Genomic DNA, 16,768 nt, shown 5'->3' with positions numbered 1-16,768 from the left:
TAATGAGTCTACAAGATTTATATATCAAACTATCTACTGATGTTGGAAGTGAAGGATTAGCAACTTTTATCGTTGTTTTAGTCACATTACTATGCTTACTAGTGATTCCAACATTACTTTCATTAATACTGCCTTTATTCCATAAATTAAAGGATAAAAAGTTTAGAAACTTTACCTTTTATCTATATGCTTTTTCTACCGGATTCTTCTTAATCCTAGCTACATTCGGATTTTTAAGAGAAAGTATTGAAGTTTCTTCACATGGAGTACACGATCATGTACCGGGTGCTGCAGATAATAACAATATAGTATTTGGATACAACATAGCAACAATTGTTTCAGGGTTATTAATTGGGATTTTATTCTCATTTACTCTTAAGTTTGTTATTACTTATCGGATTAATAAAGTGCTTAAGAAAGATAAAAATTTAAATGTATTTGTACACGAACATGGTGAAGATCACGACCATGCACATGGGCATGAACATCACCATCATGCGCCTAGAGAATGATCATTGCTAGAGGCAGAAAAAACAATAGTAAATAAGCCTGCTGTGCTATTTTACGATGGAAGTTCAAAACATTTAAAAACATATTCGCTTAAAGAAAAAACAGCTAAAAAGTACTCTGGTGCAGTGATATATGATTCAAATTCATATGTTCATAAACATGATCATGGAACATATTCTCATGTTCATACTCACCCAGATTACATTTTTAACCAAGAAGAAAACTTAGCACAAGCAGAAGAAACAATTATTCATAAATCAGAACCAAAAATGAAGTTAATTGCTTTAATGTTGCTGCTTACTCATAGAATACCTGAAGGAATCTTGCTTGGATACAACTTAAGCCTTGCTACAACAGGTAAAACTAATAATTTAACAACTGCTTACTTCCTTTCACTTATCCTTCACTTAATCCCTGAAGAATCAATTTTCTACTTTAGATTACGTGAAGCAGGATTTAGCAAAATTAAATCATTACTTCTTTCATTCTTAGGACTTTCTTTATTCTTACCATTTATGCTTATTGGTGCATATGTAGGTAGATCAATTGATCAATTATGATGATTAAAAGCAATGACTTTTGCAGCTATTGCTGGAATCTTCTTATTTACTTCAATTGTTGAATTTATCCCTGAATTCTACCACAACCATATGCCTAAAAAGAAATGATTTAAAGTGCTTCTTTCGCTTTTTATCGGAATTATTGTTGCAGTTGCGATCCTTTCATTCCATGCTCACTAGGAGCATGGTTTTTGTATAACTTAGTTATACAAAAGCTTAAATTATGTATAATTTAAATAAATTGAAAGGATATAGATGCATAAAAAACAAAAAGCTTGAATTTATTCTGGATTATTAGTACTATTTTTAATTCTTTTTATCTTACTAATTTGGGCTTTAACCAAAATCAAAGTTGATATTAATTTAGCGAGTGGAATCTTAATTATCATAGGAATGTTCCTAGTACTGGGAATCATTATTATGTTGTTATATTTTGCAATTTACAACTTTGCAAAATCTCGTGAGTTAATTAATAAATCATTTAATGGATTTATTGAAAATATTATGACAAATAACAACATTGGTCTTATTGTTTATGATATTAATTCAAGAATTATTTGAACTTCACACTTTATTAAAAACAAATTCCACAAGGATTTTATTAATGAAACAGTTAACCAATTTTTCAAAAAGATAGATGAAAACTTTAAAAATGATGTTGATATGAACCAAACCAAAATGGAGTTTTATAACAACAAAAATATTTATGAAGCTCAATTTTGACCTTTATCAAATACTATAGTAATTCGTGATATTACTACAGAGCATTTATTTAAAGTAGAATCTTGAGAACAAAAACCAGTAGTTGGTGAAATTGAAATTGATAACTACGCAATGTATCAATCAATCCTTTCTGAAGAACAAATTTTCCTTATTAACAAAATTGTTATTGATACTATTAAAGAATATATGGAAAAATACAACTTGATTTATCGTCAATATACTAATGGTAAATTTGTTGTTATTACTAATGAAAAATCTCTACAAGAGATGTCAAAAGAAAACTTTACATTATTTACTAACATTCATGAAAAAGTAAGCGATCCTGCTATTAACAATTTATCACTTTCAGTTGGATTTGCTCATGGTTGAAGTTCATTGAAAGAGAAACTTGAACAAGCTAAAAAAGCCCTTGTGCAAGCTCAAAACCGTGGTGGAGATCAAATTGCAATTTTCTCAAACACCCAACCAGCAGTTTACTTTGGGTCAAATAGTGAAATAATGTCAAATAACAATAGAACCAAAATTAAATCAGTCGCACTTGAATTTGCTAAACATTTAAAACAAAAAAATATTAATAAAGTTATTGCTTATGGACACCAACTTGCTGACTTAGATGCTTTAGGTTCAGCATACGCAGTAACACAAATTGCAAAAAGTTTTGGTAAGGAAGCATACATTTGTAATGTAACTTTTGATCAAACTACTGAACAATATTTAGAAGAACTAAAATCTGATAAAGATTTTGATGAAAAGATTTTTATCAAACCATCAGTCGCAACTAAAATTACAGATGCTGATACCATAGTGGTTTTGGTTGATAACTCAGATGTATTTAGAACCGATAATAAAGATGCCTTTATTAATGCTGATAGAAATAATATCTTTGTATTTGACCACCATAGAGTTGGAAAAAGTATTGATTATTGTCCAATTACAAACATTTACATTGATACGACAGCTTCATCAGCTTCAGAAATTGTGACTGAAATTATGACCTTTATGGATTATAAATTACATGTATCACAATTATGTGCTCAATTACTTTTAAGTGGTATTTTCCTTGATACAGTGCAATTTTCAAAATCAGTTACAACACGTACTTTTGAAGCTAGTGCCTGATTAGAGTCAAAAGGTGCAAACGTTGTTAAAAGTGGAAATCTGCTTAAAATTGATGATGAAACCGAAGAAGAAATTCAAGATATCTTGAAAAATACTCAAGAAGTTAAAAAAGGATTTTACCTTGCTTATACAGACAAAGAAGTATCAAACGATGTTATTTCAATGGCTGCTAATGAAATACTTAAAATCAAAGGAAGAGTTGCTTCCTTTGTAGTAGCAAGATTAAAAGGAACTAAGCTTTATAAACTTAGTGCCCGTGGAATTGGGACAAATGTTCAAATTATTTGTGAACAAGTTGGTGGAGGAGGACACTTCTCAACGGCTGCTGCAGTTTCAGATGAAGATTTAGAAACATTTGTAGACAACATTCGTCATGCTATTATAACTAGTGAAAGAGAGATTAAAGATGAAAGTAATATTAATTAAAGATTGTAAAGATGGAAAAGCAAACACAATTATTGAAGTATCAAATGGATATGGAAGTAACTATTTAATTAAAAATGGTTTCGCTGTTCCACATAATAAACAAACACTTCATGAATTAAACGGAAGATTAAATAATTTAATTGCTAATGAACATGAAGCTAGAAGCAAAGCTTTAGAACTTAAAGATAAACTTGAAAAATTAGTTTTAAAATATACCCTTGAAGCCAATACTGATGCTAATGGAAACTTAAATGTTCACGGTTCAGTATCAACTAAAGATGTTGATAAAAAACTACAAGAATTAGGATATAAATTAGACAAGCATGCATTGAGCAAAGTTCATTTAGTTTCTGAAGGTCCACATGATGTTGTAGCAACATTATATAAAGATATCACAGCAAATATTAGAGTAGAAATTACAATTAAACATGTCAAGAAATAGAAAATTTATTGAAGACAAAGTTTATAAAAACATTTCAGGTGACTTAATCCCGCTCAAAGACACATTATTTCAAGATGAAGCAGTTGAACGAGAAGTTTTAAGTAACCTAATAAATGATTTAGATAAACAAGGGCTTGGGTTTGACTACTTAAGTCCACAAGCCTTTTACACACCAGCATATCAACAATTATTTAAACTTATTAAAACTACTCGTGATAACAGTAAAAATAAAACTATAACTTTTGATTATAATGATGTTAAGAAATTAATTGAAACAATACCAAATACACTAGAATATAGTGCTTTAACTATTGGAACATTAAATAAAATTGCTTCTTCTTTATACAATGATGAAAACTTCATTACTAATGTTGAAAAATTAATTGAATTACAAAAGATGCGTAATTTAGAATCATTTTATGCAGAATATCAAAAAGCATTCGGACATAATGGAAAAATTACTTGAGATAGTTCAATTCAAGATTTACAAAACTTCTTAGTAACCAATAACAATATGTCAATTAAGAATTCTGAATTTATTTCACTAGATCAAGCTGCAAATGATTTAGCTGAAAGAATTGCAAATATCTTACAAAACAAAGAACAACAAGAAAATTCCTTATACACAGGATTTTATTCAATTGATAATCATGTTAAAGGATTTAAACCTGGACAATTTGTTATTTTAGCAGCTAGACCAGGAGTTGGTAAAACTGCTTTAGCCTTAAATATAGCTAAAAACATCGTGGATGAAGCTAATAAAAATGGAGAAGTTAAAAACGTAGCATTTATCTCACTTGAAATGCCTACAAATGAACTTACTTCCAGATATATTTCGACAGCTAGTGGAGTTGATTTATATAAAATCCAAAACCCTAAATTCATTAGTAATAATGATGAAGCGATGAAAATTTTCCACACTATTGAAAATATGAAAAAAGATAGTGTTGTTTGGTTTGATGATGAACCAAAAAGTAAAATTACTGAAATTATCTTTAAAATTCGTCACTTAATGAAAAACCTTGATGGTAAATTAGATTTAGTAATTATTGACTACTTACAATTACTTTCAGGTGGAGATAATTCAGGTAATAGACAAACTGAAGTTGCAAGTATTTCCAGATCACTTAAAACACTTGCACTTGAACTTAAAATACCTATTATGGCTCTTTCACAGCTTTCTCGTAGTGTTGAAAGTCGTGAAGACAAAAGACCACAACTTATTGACCTTAGAGAATCAGGTCAAATTGAACAAGATGCTGACATCGTTTTATTCTTAAATAAAAAACCACTTAAAAAAGGTGTTTCCGAAGAAGAAGTTAGCAAAAATGAACACATCCCAGTTGTACTCACTGTTGCAAAAAACAGAAATGGACAACCAGGGGCTGCAAACACATTAATTTATACAGGTAAATATGTTAAATTTACTGATGAAAAAGAAGGGAACAGATATTAATTATGGATACTTATTCCAGTTTGAAATCTAATATAAAAAATACCATTTCATACTATGAGATAGAGGTAAAACATGGATAAAAGTGTGATTACCGCAATAGTTTCAGTTGTTTTAATTGTGCTATTTTGTCTCAGTGCTATCTTTTCAGGTTCAGAAACTGCTTATAGCACAATTTCTCCTGCAAGATTGCATGATATGGTAGAAGAAAAACATAAATTTGGAAACTTAATTAATAAACAAGTAAAAAAATACAATCAATTATTAAGCACAATTTTAATTTGTAACAATTTAGTTAATGTTGCTTCTTCAGCATTAACTTCTTATGTTCTTTCATTATATTTTAGTGAAGGAGATGTAATTACAGTAGTTATTTCTACTGCTGTTGTAACACCTATTTTAGTTCTTTTCGGTGAAATAGCACCTAAATTAGTTGCTAAAGCCCATCCAGAAAGATACCTTAAAGTATTTTGCATCTTTAATGAAGCAATGTTTTGACTTTTCTTCCCAATTACATATCCAATTAGTAAGTTATCTAAGAATGTTTATGTAACTAATTCAGAGGAAGATATCAAATCAATGCTTTCATTAGCACAAGAAGAAGGGGTGCTGCAAACTGGTGAAAGTATTTTAGCTCAAAATGCTTTGGATTTAGACTCAACTAAAGTTTCACAGCACTATGTAAGACTTAAAGATGTTACAACAATATCTTATAAAAGTAATATAGCTGATGCTCATGAAATATTTAAAGAAACTAATTACTCAAGAATACCAGTTGAAAAAGATGGAAATTTAATTGGAATTGTTTTATTAAAAGATATCTTTAATCTTAAAAAAGGTAGAGTAATTGACTACATGAAAAGTGTTCCGTTAGTTTCAGCTAATTCAATCTTATCTTCTGCACTTGAAAAAATGCGTTCAGCACGTGCACAAATGGCTTTTGTTGTCGAAAACAACAACAGCACAGATGTTTTAGGAATTATTACAATTGAAGATATTATCGAAGAAATTGTTGGTGAGATTTATGATGAATTTGATGATGATGAAGAAATTTATGAAATCTCACTTGAAAAATCACGTGTTCAATCTAATGTTAAAATGAATGAATTATTCAAACAATTAGAGATAGATGATGAATTACTTGAAGAAGATGAGCTTAATATGGATTTAAGAAGCTTTCTTCTTAAACGAATGGAAACTAAACGTCTATATAAAAATTCACGTTATACCTTAGGTGATGAAGTTACATTTAAAGTTGTTGAAATAGTTAAAAATAAAAAATTCTCAGCTTTTATTGAAGTAAATAAATTATAAAAATATAGTGACTAACAAAAAAACTAGTCACTATATTTTTTAATAAAATTCAAGAATTTCTTACTGCTTATTGTTTTGAGATAAATTTCTAAGCTTTTGTTATACAAATGCGTAACTTGAAAATATTGTAATTTCTTTTCAAAATCAATATCCTGGATTTCATATAAAACAATTTCAGTCATTAATATAGCCATATAAATATATAATCCAAGTGTATAAACTAAACAGATTCCACAAATTACACCTATTGGTACAAAAATCATAGCACCAGTTGTTTTGTTTCAATCTAATATTGTGAGTAATAATAAAATATCAAATATTACACTTATACCTACCCCAAAGATAAAAGGAGTGGTATAAAATAATCAGTATAAAATTTTTGTGTTTTTTCAATATTTATATTTAAGATAATTATTCAGCTGACTAGTATCAACATTGTTTCATTTTTCCATACTAAAATCAGAATCATAAATACCCAAGTGCGGATCGTATTCACCCATACCCATATATAAATTAAATAAATATCTAAATGGTTTTCAATATGGATGCTTTTTAATCATATCTTTTTCATTACATTTATATGAAATGCTATTAATTTTATAAATATTACGATAATTAAATAGTCAATTTATTATGTATATTACAGCTAAAATTGAAATAATAGCAATAAAAGTAATCATCATATCATATTGATTTTTCTTATTTGTTATATTGTAAACATAAAGAGTTTCGAACAAAGGAATCAAAAATAAACCGATTGCAAATGAAGTTAATGTAGGAATTCAGTAATATTTAAAAATTCGTGATTTTTCCATCCGAACCTCCAATTATTGTACCGTTATCAAACGATATATTATATTTGATAATAGAATTCGTTTGATATTAAGGATGTTTACTAACACTGCTATTTTTGCTGAGATATTTAATTTGTTTATATCAATGAGTGTGGGAGATACTTCATACGAAAGAAAAGAAATAATATCTATACTAGAATTTAATATTTTCATTTTTACTCCTACAAATATTTTACTAATTTAGTTACAAAATGTATGTAAACAATTAATTGTTATAAGCTATAGAATTGCCTAAATTAGCGTTCAGGTTTAAATAAATGATATATGAGCGAAGGGGTTAAATATGTTCAAAAAATATGAAAAGAAAAGTGTTCCCGTAGAAGTGTGAGAACACATAAATTTTTGTTACTTTAATTAGCTTAAAAATCACGAAAAATTGAGCGGACAAGAGTATTTATAAAAACGTGAAATAGCATTGTATTATAATTTAGGGAATTCGATTATAAAAACAAGCTTCAGACACACAATTTAGTCTATAATCATGCAATTGAATTAGCATTAATACACGCAGATCGAAGCTATTAGCATCACAAGTATTTATCATTTGTTTTCAAATGCTATCAATAGCTGAATTATTGAAATTTAAATCTTTATAAACTTTAATAAAATCATCATAATTAGGAAATTCTTGCAATATGCTATTGATTTTAATATCACATTTGTTAAAGGAATTATATAATTCAAAGACTTTAATTTTATTTTCTAAACAATAAGTAATCGTTGAGTAAAGCTGTGATATCTCAGGAATACAGATTATTTCAAATAACGAGCGTAATTCATCATTTTCAAGATGGTTAATGAAATCATTCATTCAATTTTTGCTTTTATAGTTATCTCAATTAATTAAATTGAAATAAAATGATACAAAGTAATTAGAAATTAATGCTTGAGTGAAGAAGTATTTAATTTTATATTCATCTAATTCTTTTAAATGTAAATCATTCTTTAGAAGATATAAAATATCATTTTTAGTGTTTGATGATTTGTTTTGATCCTTAAGCTTAGAACATACTTCAAGAGCTATAAGTTGTGTCATTTTGCTTGTTAATGAAGAATAAGAATTAGCAAATATTAATCCTTTTCCTTTTGTGATAGCTTCATTTGTGATAAATGCTGAATTTATAGCCTCAAATTCTGTTCCATAATATGAACCTTTATAAACAATATCATCACTATATAGAGTTTTAATAACAGCTGAATTCACTTTTTTAAGTGGTGGATTTATTTTATTTTTATTAATTAAATCTATATCATTTATTTTTCTGTGGTTGCTATTTGTTAATAAGTCTATACAAATTGAACCTCTTATTATGTAATTGTTGTAATTTAAGATTTTAAGAAATTTGATAGTTTGTTTGTCTAAGTTACATTCACTTAATTTGATTTTTTTAATCAATGAATATCTCAAGGTTAATGCACTATAAGCTATCAATAATTTCTCTATCTTAATTGAATTTGTGTCATTTTTAAAGCTTAATATAGCTCACAGCAATGAAAGTGTTATATTGCAATAAATAGAAATAATTTCAAGGCAAACAATAACAATTAAAAATATTAGATAAAATTTATAACCTTCAGGTTGCTCATGCATTAAAATTGGAATTATTACAATTCTAGATGCGAGAAAAACGGTTATAAAATAAGAAATAATAGCAAAAACAATTAACACTGTTTTATTGACTTTTAGTCTAATATCATTTATGTACTTGTTATTAAAATAAGATAAATCATTTTTATATAAAAACATATTAGTAGCCTCTGTTAGTGTTTATGTATTTTAAGCGATTTTGATAATCAAAGATATTTTTTACTCATGTTATAAATTGTTTCTGAATGCTATTTCATTCATTATTAGAAACATATTTTGCAATATCAAGTTGTTTTTTATATTCTTCATCAGAAATATTATAATCAGCCCTTGAATTTATATCTGAAGAATGCCGGACATTTAGGATGTTTTCTTCGTAGTATTTTAAATCATCGATTTGATTTTTAATGTATTCGATTAAAGAATTTACATCAATGCCTGAGTCTGTGCTGTATTCATTGATTTTTTGATTGTATTCAATATTTTGTATTGTCATTTTGTTGCCTCTTTTTCTTTGTTATACTTTGATTATACTCTTATAAAAATATAAGTCAAGGTTTCCACAAATGATAAAGTTAAATTTTAGGCAAAAAAATATAGAAAAATTAATTTTTTGACAATGAATTAATTATGGATTTATTTGTAAACATACTTAAATTAAGCAGTAAAAATACCCACAGCACTTGCGGGTATCTGGATTATCATTTCCAGTTTAAAATAAATTTACACAAAATTATTTATAATCCCATTTTATTTACTATTGTATGAAATTCTTGTAGTGTAATATATGAGAAAATTAAAAATGATTTCAAATCTGTTTCAATTGATTGTCTAATGTCTGCTAAATATAAAATGTTTCCTATATCAGAACTATCTAATTTTAAATGTTCAATATAATCTAAAATTTCATCTTTTAAGTTCTTATTTTGTTCTAAGATAAATTCATATTTTTTATCAAGTTTAAAATAATTTAATATTTCTAAATTTGTCATACATTTCTCCATTTATATATAAAATAATTATATCTTCTTATAATGCAATGAACCCTAAAATTTGTACGATTAATTAAAAGATTGGCTTTCTACTTAATGTGTAATTTCATAAAATGTGAAAATTCTTTTTAAATTTTATCAAGTTTTTAAAAAATGGGTATGTTAAAATACACGACAGGGTCGTTTTGGCTTATTTTTTGAGCCAATTTTTTTTTAAATTTTTGTGTAATTTTTAAATAATTCAAATGGTGAAATTCTAACTAGATATTGACTATTTTCAAAGTAATTATTTGCTTATCTTTATTAATTGAATCAATTAACTCGAATATGAAATTTTCACAAATAAACTGTGGTTCATAACCTTTTGGAATAATCTTTCTAATCTCTTTATGTGCGTTTTCTAAACTTCCTTTTTGTCATGAAGAATAAGGGTCACATACATAAAATTCTTTTATGGATTTTACTTTATGAAGTTCAGAATTTTCTAAACCATTATCCATTGTTAAAGTTAGAATTTTCATCTCAAAACATTTGTCTTGAAATCTCTAAAAGACTTCATTCATCTTTTAATTTATTGAACAAATCTTTCATTTTTTCTATTGTAAATTCTCTAGGTGAATACTGTTTGATATTTTGAATTTTAGTATTTAACATCTTAAGTTTTGATTTATCTAAATACGGTCTTAAGACGTAATGACTATAACGAGTTGTAAATTCAGTTGAGTATTTTGAATTTCTAGATTTAGCTCTAAATTTCAAACAAATTAAATTATTTTGGTAATGTTTTGCGTTTGATAGCATATAATAATAGTGTCTCCTTTAGTATTTTTGAATTTACACACTTATTTTACATTAAGGAGACGAAAAAACATCGGAATCTTACTAATTAGTAGGAAACCGATGTTTTAATTTTGTATTTATTTGTAAAACTACTTAAATTAAGGAGCAAAAAATACCCACAGCACTTGTGGGTATTAAAATAAATTGTTAAATTATTTATTTCTATTTCTAACATAATCTCAAAACTTTTTACTTCTGATAGTTTCTAAGTATTCGGTGGGTTTAGATTTTGTGGAATAAACTGAACGATAATATTCTAGCTTTGTTTTATCATCTAAATCGACAGCTCTATTAATAGCTATTTCAGACATTCAATTTGACATATTTACATAATATATTCCGCTAAGAATTAAACCTGGAACAGAAATTGTAATTATGGGAACAGAAATGTATAGCGGGATAATTGAAATTAAATACGATCCAAGAAGTAAAAATCCAACTGATATTAATGAAGATAATGAAAAGCCTAGGAAAGAAGGATAAAATCAACAACTCCAATATAAAATTTTTATATTTTTAGCTTCCTTATATTCAAGAAAAAGTGTGAATAATCCAATATCAATATCATCTCACATTTCTCTTTTTAGTTCTTCTATTTCAACATCGGCAGCAGGGTTTATAGTTCCTATTCCAATAAAAATATTAGTAACTCATTTTATTGGTTTTCAAAAAGGATGTTTCATATGTGAATTCTTTTTGCTAAATTCATATTTGACATTATCTATTTTAAAAATTAACTTATATTCAAAGATTCAGTTTACAATGTGCACTAAAGCAAAAAAACCTAAAATACTTCCAAGTATTATTGAAACTTTTTGTCAATATTGGGAATAAGTGCATATATAAGCAGCAGTGGTCATGATTAATGGAGATAATAAAACTCCGATAAAGAACTCACAAAAAGTCGGAATTCAATATCATTTAAATATTCATAATTTAGGCATCTAATTATTATTAGAAATCTGGTTAAGTGATTTCATTTTACTCCTATTTCATAGTTAAAAAAACAATCCAAACTATTTGGATTTAGGTTTTGCGATTAAAAAATTAATATTTTTTCCTTTAGCAGATCATTTTTGTTCATATCCGGTTTGGATATTGTTTGCATTATATTTTGAAGCATGCAAATCTCTTGTAAAATCGATAACTTCTCAATTATTTAAATTCAATGATTCTAAAGAATAATCAAATAACTTATCGTTATCTGTTTTGAAATATAATTTACCTTCTGGTGAAAGTAGCGCAGCATATTGTTCTAAAAATGTTTTATAGGTTAATCTTCTTTTTTCATGCGCATTTTTAGGTCATGGATCAGAAAATGTTAATCAAATTGTATCAATGTTACCTGAAAAAATTTCATTTAAATTAGCTGCATCTTTAGTTACAATGAAAAGATTGTTTAAATTCATTTCATTTATTTTCTTAAGAATTTTGTTAGCTACTGTTGGATATTTTTCAAAGGCAATATATTTAATTTGTGGGTTTAAAGCAGCTAATTGAGCAATCATTTCTCCCTTACCTGCACCAATTTCTAAAACATCATTTACTTCTAAATGATAAGGGAATTCTTTTATTAAATAAGGTGAAGCATTTAAGTTTGCTTCAGCATTTTTGTCAAATCTAAGTCTCATGTGATTATTATAATGGATATTTTTTATTTCTAAAGAAAACATATAAAAACAGCACTTAATTTGTGCTGTCGTTAGAATTCTGAGCAGTCTTTTGTTTTTGAATAAATTGTTTAAATTTTTGACTATTAATTGTTTTTTGATAATAAGAATAACTTTTATTGTGAATATGTGCGCTTTGGTATAGTTTTAATTTCTGTTTTGGATCTAAGTCCGGAATTCGATTTAATACTATTTCAGTCATTCAACAAGCCATATATCCATATACGATACAAGTTATAAAAATAAGAGGACCAGAAATACCGCACATAGGAGCGAAAATTCAAGCCCCAAATAATTTATAACCTATACCATGAACGGTATAAGGCTCAGAAATTATAATACTTGTACCTAGACCAAATAGAAATGGAAGAATGTAAGCAAGTCAATATAATTTTTTACAATTTTTGTAATCTTTATATTTTAAATAATCATCTAATTGTGATGAGTCTTTCCCTTCTCATTTTTGCATACTAAAAAATGAATCTTGCATTGAAAGATGTGGATCAAATTCACCCATACCAAGAAAAATATTGAACATAAATCTTAAAGGCTTTCAAAATGGGTGCTGTTTTATCATTTGTTTTTCATTATATTCATATACAGCACTATTAATTTTAAAAATATGCTTAAAGTTAAATAATCAATTAACTAAATGAGATACAAATGCTAAAGAAACAATGATTGAAAAAATAATTGTAATAACAAAATATGTATTTTTATCTGTGAGTTTATAAGCATAAATTGAAATAATTAATGGAAATAATAATAAACCAATAATGTATGGTGCTCAAGCAGGGAGTCAATATCATCTAAATTTCTGGAATTTGCTCATTAAATGCCTCTCTAAAATTTAACTCTGCAGCATCTAATGAAATATTTACAACAGAAACTATGGTATTAGCCATACTTGATAGGTTTGCTAATAATGCTGTATTTTTAGAAACGTCTAAAACTTCCATTAATTTTCTTATTGAATTAGAAAATGCCTCACCTATATTTTTATTAAGTAAATTTCTTATCTTAAATAGGTTTTTAGATACTAATTCTCCTTTACCAATTATAGACTCAGCTTCTAGAATTCCTTTTAGGAAAGGAGTACCTTTGAAGATTATTTTTGATATTTGTACGTGCTTTTTAGCGATGAAAAAAGCTATTTTTTCTTTAATACCTGTGAAAAAATCAACTAAGTCAGCAGCTAATTCAGTTTTTTTAATTTTATTATCTATTTCAGAAGTGATTAAATTTTCTAATCCTTTTATCTTTGAACTTTTTTCATAAAGATCTTGTAGATTATTTACATCAAATAAAGGTTCTAGGTCCTCTAAATAAGGTAATGCTTTATTAATAACTTCGTATTTATCCCAAATATCATTGGCTGTATTTTTTAGCTCAACAGCACTAATTGTTGAACAAATTGATTCAGTGAGAGATAATGTTAACTGTAAGGATACCGAACCACCACTAAATACGTCCACGATTCCTCAACCAATTGATACTAATCAAGATAGAACTGATGTTGAAATTCTACCGTTTGCAAGAGATTCAAATTTATCGTAATAACTTTTTAAAAATTCAGCTATTTTTGTGTACTGATTTTTAATTTTTTTAGAAGAATTAGAAACATAATTTATAAAATCATTTTTGAGTCTTTCTTTTTCTAACTCATTTTGCACTCTGTGTCAGTTCGCTGCTTTTTTTACGAACCTGTTTGAATGTTCCATATATATTAAATTTTTTCCAGTTTTCTTATACTCTTTTATAAAATCTGTAGCTTCTTTTAATTCAGCTAAATTTTTTTTCAAAAATGTAGGGATATAACCTTTTAATCTATCTTCATCATAAAAATTAATTAGATGTTCATTGTACCAAAATTTTATATCATCCTTAATGTACTCTGAAATGTAGTAATTCGCAAGATCTTCATCTTCTAATGTCATTGATCTTCTGTCTATTGCGAAATAAAGAGATTTACAAAAAAATTGATATGCTTCATCATCGCTGTGAAAATATAGATTATGTGATTTTATAAACTCATTTACAACATCAATTTGTTCTGTGAATTTTACTCCTGTATATTTAAATCAAGAATCTGCGAATACTCCATCTTCGATTGCAATACGTGTTAATAATTTATATTTTATATTTGGATCTTCTTGTCATGGGACTATAGGTTTAATTTTATCTAAATCAATATTCCTGATTACATAAGCAGGAGGTGTGTTATCTATTGGTGTGTTAGCTTGAACAGCTAAAGAAATACCGTTTGTAATATCGACTAATTGTTTTAATTTGCTCATAAATATTCCTTTTTACTTTGTTTTTTAATAATTTTTACATATTAATTATAATATATTAAATTTCATTCAAAAAGTACTTTATTAAGCCTAAAATAAAGCAAATTTGGTACAATAACTACATGTTAAGAATTATTGCAGGAAAATATAAAGGACTTAGGATTGAACAGCCTGATGCTAAATACACTAGACCAACAACTGATAAAGTTAGAGAAGCGGTTTTTTCTTCTTTACAATTTAAATTAGTTGGAAGCACGTGTTTAGATTTGTTTGGCGGTTCAGGTGCTTGAAGTATTGAGGCTATTTCTCGGGGTGCAGGTAAAGTTGATACTATTGAAAAAAATAAAATCGTAGCTAAAGTTATTCAACAAAACTTCGCTAAAACTAAACAAGCTAATGAATTTAATTTAATTATTCAAGATGCTTTAATTTATTTAGATAATACAAATCAAAAATATGATTTTGTGTTTATGGATGCACCTTTTATTGAATATGATTTAGTTTCAAAATGTTTAGAAAAGTTAGTTTCAAATAACTTATTAAAAGAAGATTTTGAAATAGTTTTAGAAACTAATGATTTCAATAATATAACACTACCAGATAGTCTTAAAGTGTATAAAGAAAAGCAATATGGAAAGATAGGAATTTATTACTTATGTCAAAAATAAAATACCAAGTTGGCGATCTTGCACAAATAACTTGCAGTGAAATTAGCTATGAAGGACTAGGAACTTGTAGACTTGAAAATTATGCTATTTTTACACCTAATTTATTTGTGAATGAAGTAGCTAAAGTAAAACTAACTCAAGTTAATTCTAAATATGCTTTTGCTTCAGTTGTTGAATTAATAACTGTTTCACCACAAAGAAAGCAAATACAATATTCTTGCTATAATTCTGCACCATTGATAAATTTAAATTATTCAAGTCAAATTGAATTTAAAAATCAATATTTCTTAAAACTATTAAAGTGAAATCTCGGTGAAGAGATAGAAAAACATTATTTACCTTTAATCCAATCTCCTAGAGAAATAAATTACCGCAATAAGGTTCGTTATCCACTCTTTATTAATGAAAATAAATTGCAAGCAGGTGAATATCAAAACCGTAGCAATAGCTTAATAGCAGCAGATAATTTTATTCAAAACCAAGAGTGCTTAAATATAACCTTAAACAGAATTCTTGAAGTAATAAATACATATTTAAATTCGCATAAAAAAGCTAAGAATCTTGTTTTATTCGAAGCTATTACCTTAAGAAATAATAAAAATGATGAAATATCAGCTTTATTGCAAATTCATTCTGATTATGACTTGCCTGTAGGTTTAATTGAACAAATTAAGCAAATAGATAATTTAATAGATTTTAATGTATCTAAAAAAGATAAAATTCAAAATATTTTTACTAAGAAACCATTTTATATGCAACTATTGGATAAAGAATTTATTTGTAATATTAATTCATTTTTCCAAATTAATTCCACAGTAGCTGAAATAGTATTTTCTAATATTAAAAATTATATTAATAAACACAATGAAGAAATAGTTTTAGATGCTTATTGTGGGGTTGGAACTATTGGACAATTAGTCGCAGGGAATAAAGTGATTTATGGAAGTGATATAGTAAATTCAGCAATTATAGATGCAAAAAGCAATGCGCAATTAAATCATATCAAGGCAAATTATTTTGTGGGAGATTCTGCTAAGGTTTTCAAGAAACAAATTCAAGATTTATCTAATAGCTTTTTAATTTTAGACCCACCACGTAGTGGTATAACTTCAGAATTCATTGATTGAATTATCCAAAATAAAGTCAAAAATATCATTTATATGTCTTGTGATGTCAAAACTTTAGTAAGAGATTTAAAATTCTTACAAAATGATTATTCAATTGTTTCGATTCAAGGTTTTGATATGTTTCCTAACACAGCTCATATTGAAGCTTTATGTATTTTGAAATTAAAGTAAAATCCACTTCATTTTAG

17 protein-coding genes are annotated in these 16,768 nt (G+C 26.7%); 7 read left to right on the top strand and 10 right to left on the bottom strand.

From position 1 onward, the window contains the following. Nucleotides 1–2 precede the first annotated feature (2 nt). The 5 genes from Q8852_RS03250 to Q8852_RS03230 all read left to right on the top strand — a co-directional run bounded on the left by Q8852_RS03250 (nucleotide 3) and on the right by Q8852_RS03230 (nucleotide 6,547). A complete protein-coding gene (locus Q8852_RS03250) occupies nucleotides 3–1,250 on the top strand; it encodes a ZIP family metal transporter (protein WP_305937750.1) in 1,248 nt (415 codons plus the stop codon). Between the two features lie 75 nt (nucleotides 1,251–1,325). Next, nucleotides 1,326–3,338, top strand: a complete 2,013-nt coding sequence (locus Q8852_RS03245; protein WP_305937749.1) for a GGDEF domain-containing protein — start codon at nucleotides 1,326–1,328, stop codon at nucleotides 3,336–3,338. Beyond that, the gene (rplI, locus tag Q8852_RS03240) at nucleotides 3,319–3,780 is read left to right on the top strand and encodes a 50S ribosomal protein L9 (RefSeq protein ID WP_305937748.1); all 462 of its coding nucleotides are present in this window, start codon (nucleotides 3,319–3,321) and stop codon (nucleotides 3,778–3,780) included. Before Q8852_RS03245 ends, rplI begins: the two co-directional genes overlap by 20 nt. Continuing rightward, entirely contained in the window at nucleotides 3,767–5,236 is a 1,470-nt protein-coding gene (locus Q8852_RS03235) for a DnaB-like helicase C-terminal domain-containing protein (protein WP_305937747.1), read from the top strand. The genes rplI and Q8852_RS03235 overlap by 14 nt, the downstream gene beginning before the upstream one ends. A gap of 72 nt (nucleotides 5,237–5,308) precedes the next feature. After that, a complete protein-coding gene (locus Q8852_RS03230; protein WP_305937746.1) occupies nucleotides 5,309–6,547 on the top strand; it encodes a CNNM domain-containing protein in 1,239 nt (412 codons plus the stop codon). 23 nt (nucleotides 6,548–6,570) lie between these two features. On the opposite strand, the gene Q8852_RS03225 is transcribed toward Q8852_RS03230, so the two are convergent. The 10 genes from Q8852_RS03225 to Q8852_RS03180 form a co-directional block, all read right to left on the bottom strand. Continuing rightward, a complete protein-coding gene (locus Q8852_RS03225; RefSeq protein ID WP_305937745.1) occupies nucleotides 6,571–7,362 on the bottom strand; it encodes a hypothetical protein in 792 nt (263 codons plus the stop codon). Between the two features lie 466 nt (nucleotides 7,363–7,828). Continuing rightward, entirely contained in the window at nucleotides 7,829–9,148 is a 1,320-nt protein-coding gene (locus Q8852_RS03220) for an MAG4530 family protein (RefSeq protein WP_305937744.1), read from the bottom strand. A gap of 1 nt (nucleotide 9,149) precedes the next feature. Next, nucleotides 9,150–9,485: a hypothetical protein gene (locus Q8852_RS03215; RefSeq protein WP_305937743.1), complete on the bottom strand. Its 336-nt coding sequence runs from the start codon at nucleotides 9,483–9,485 to the stop codon at nucleotides 9,150–9,152. A gap of 241 nt (nucleotides 9,486–9,726) precedes the next feature. Further along, nucleotides 9,727–9,981, bottom strand: coding sequence for a hypothetical protein (locus tag Q8852_RS03210; protein ID WP_305937742.1), 255 nt, complete (start codon nucleotides 9,979–9,981; stop codon nucleotides 9,727–9,729). Between the two features lie 260 nt (nucleotides 9,982–10,241). Beyond that, complete coding sequence (locus Q8852_RS03205; RefSeq protein ID WP_305937741.1) at nucleotides 10,242–10,481, bottom strand: hypothetical protein; 240 nt, start codon at nucleotides 10,479–10,481, stop codon at nucleotides 10,242–10,244. Further along, the gene (locus tag Q8852_RS03200; RefSeq protein ID WP_305937740.1) at nucleotides 10,474–10,782 is read right to left on the bottom strand and encodes a hypothetical protein; all 309 of its coding nucleotides are present in this window, start codon (nucleotides 10,780–10,782) and stop codon (nucleotides 10,474–10,476) included. The genes Q8852_RS03205 and Q8852_RS03200 overlap by 8 nt, the downstream gene beginning before the upstream one ends. Before the next feature lie 191 nt (nucleotides 10,783–10,973). After that, nucleotides 10,974–11,765 carry a hypothetical protein gene (locus Q8852_RS03195; RefSeq protein WP_305937739.1) on the bottom strand — a complete coding sequence of 264 codons (792 nt, stop codon included), beginning with the start codon at nucleotides 11,763–11,765 and terminating at the stop codon, nucleotides 10,974–10,976. Nucleotides 11,766–11,837: 72 nt separating this feature from the next. Next, nucleotides 11,838–12,452 carry a tRNA (guanosine(46)-N7)-methyltransferase TrmB gene (trmB, locus tag Q8852_RS03190; RefSeq protein ID WP_305937738.1) on the bottom strand — a complete coding sequence of 205 codons (615 nt, stop codon included), beginning with the start codon at nucleotides 12,450–12,452 and terminating at the stop codon, nucleotides 11,838–11,840. A gap of 55 nt (nucleotides 12,453–12,507) precedes the next feature. After that, nucleotides 12,508–13,323 carry a hypothetical protein gene (locus Q8852_RS03185; RefSeq protein ID WP_305937737.1) on the bottom strand — a complete coding sequence of 272 codons (816 nt, stop codon included), beginning with the start codon at nucleotides 13,321–13,323 and terminating at the stop codon, nucleotides 12,508–12,510. Continuing rightward, nucleotides 13,301–14,788: a hypothetical protein gene (locus Q8852_RS03180; RefSeq protein WP_305937736.1), complete on the bottom strand. Its 1,488-nt coding sequence runs from the start codon at nucleotides 14,786–14,788 to the stop codon at nucleotides 13,301–13,303. The genes Q8852_RS03185 and Q8852_RS03180 overlap by 23 nt, the downstream gene beginning before the upstream one ends. A 119-nt stretch (nucleotides 14,789–14,907) precedes the next feature. On the opposite strand from Q8852_RS03180, the gene rsmD reads away from it, so the two are divergent. Together rsmD and rlmD are read left to right on the top strand one after the other, a co-directional pair. Further along, nucleotides 14,908–15,453, top strand: coding sequence for a 16S rRNA (guanine(966)-N(2))-methyltransferase RsmD (gene rsmD, locus Q8852_RS03175; protein WP_305937735.1), 546 nt, complete (start codon nucleotides 14,908–14,910; stop codon nucleotides 15,451–15,453). Continuing rightward, complete coding sequence (gene rlmD / locus Q8852_RS03170) at nucleotides 15,441–16,751, top strand: 23S rRNA (uracil(1939)-C(5))-methyltransferase RlmD (protein ID WP_305937734.1); 1,311 nt, start codon at nucleotides 15,441–15,443, stop codon at nucleotides 16,749–16,751. The genes rsmD and rlmD overlap by 13 nt, the downstream gene beginning before the upstream one ends. Nucleotides 16,752–16,768 lie beyond the last annotated feature (17 nt).

This window comes from Mycoplasma seminis, assembly GCF_030718845.1.
In the GTDB taxonomy this organism is placed as follows: Bacteria; Bacillota_I; Bacilli_A; order Mycoplasmatales; family Metamycoplasmataceae; genus Mycoplasmopsis; species Mycoplasmopsis seminis.
The sequence above is the reverse complement of the archived record's forward strand: the minus strand, read 5'-3'. Positions and strand labels throughout refer to the sequence as shown.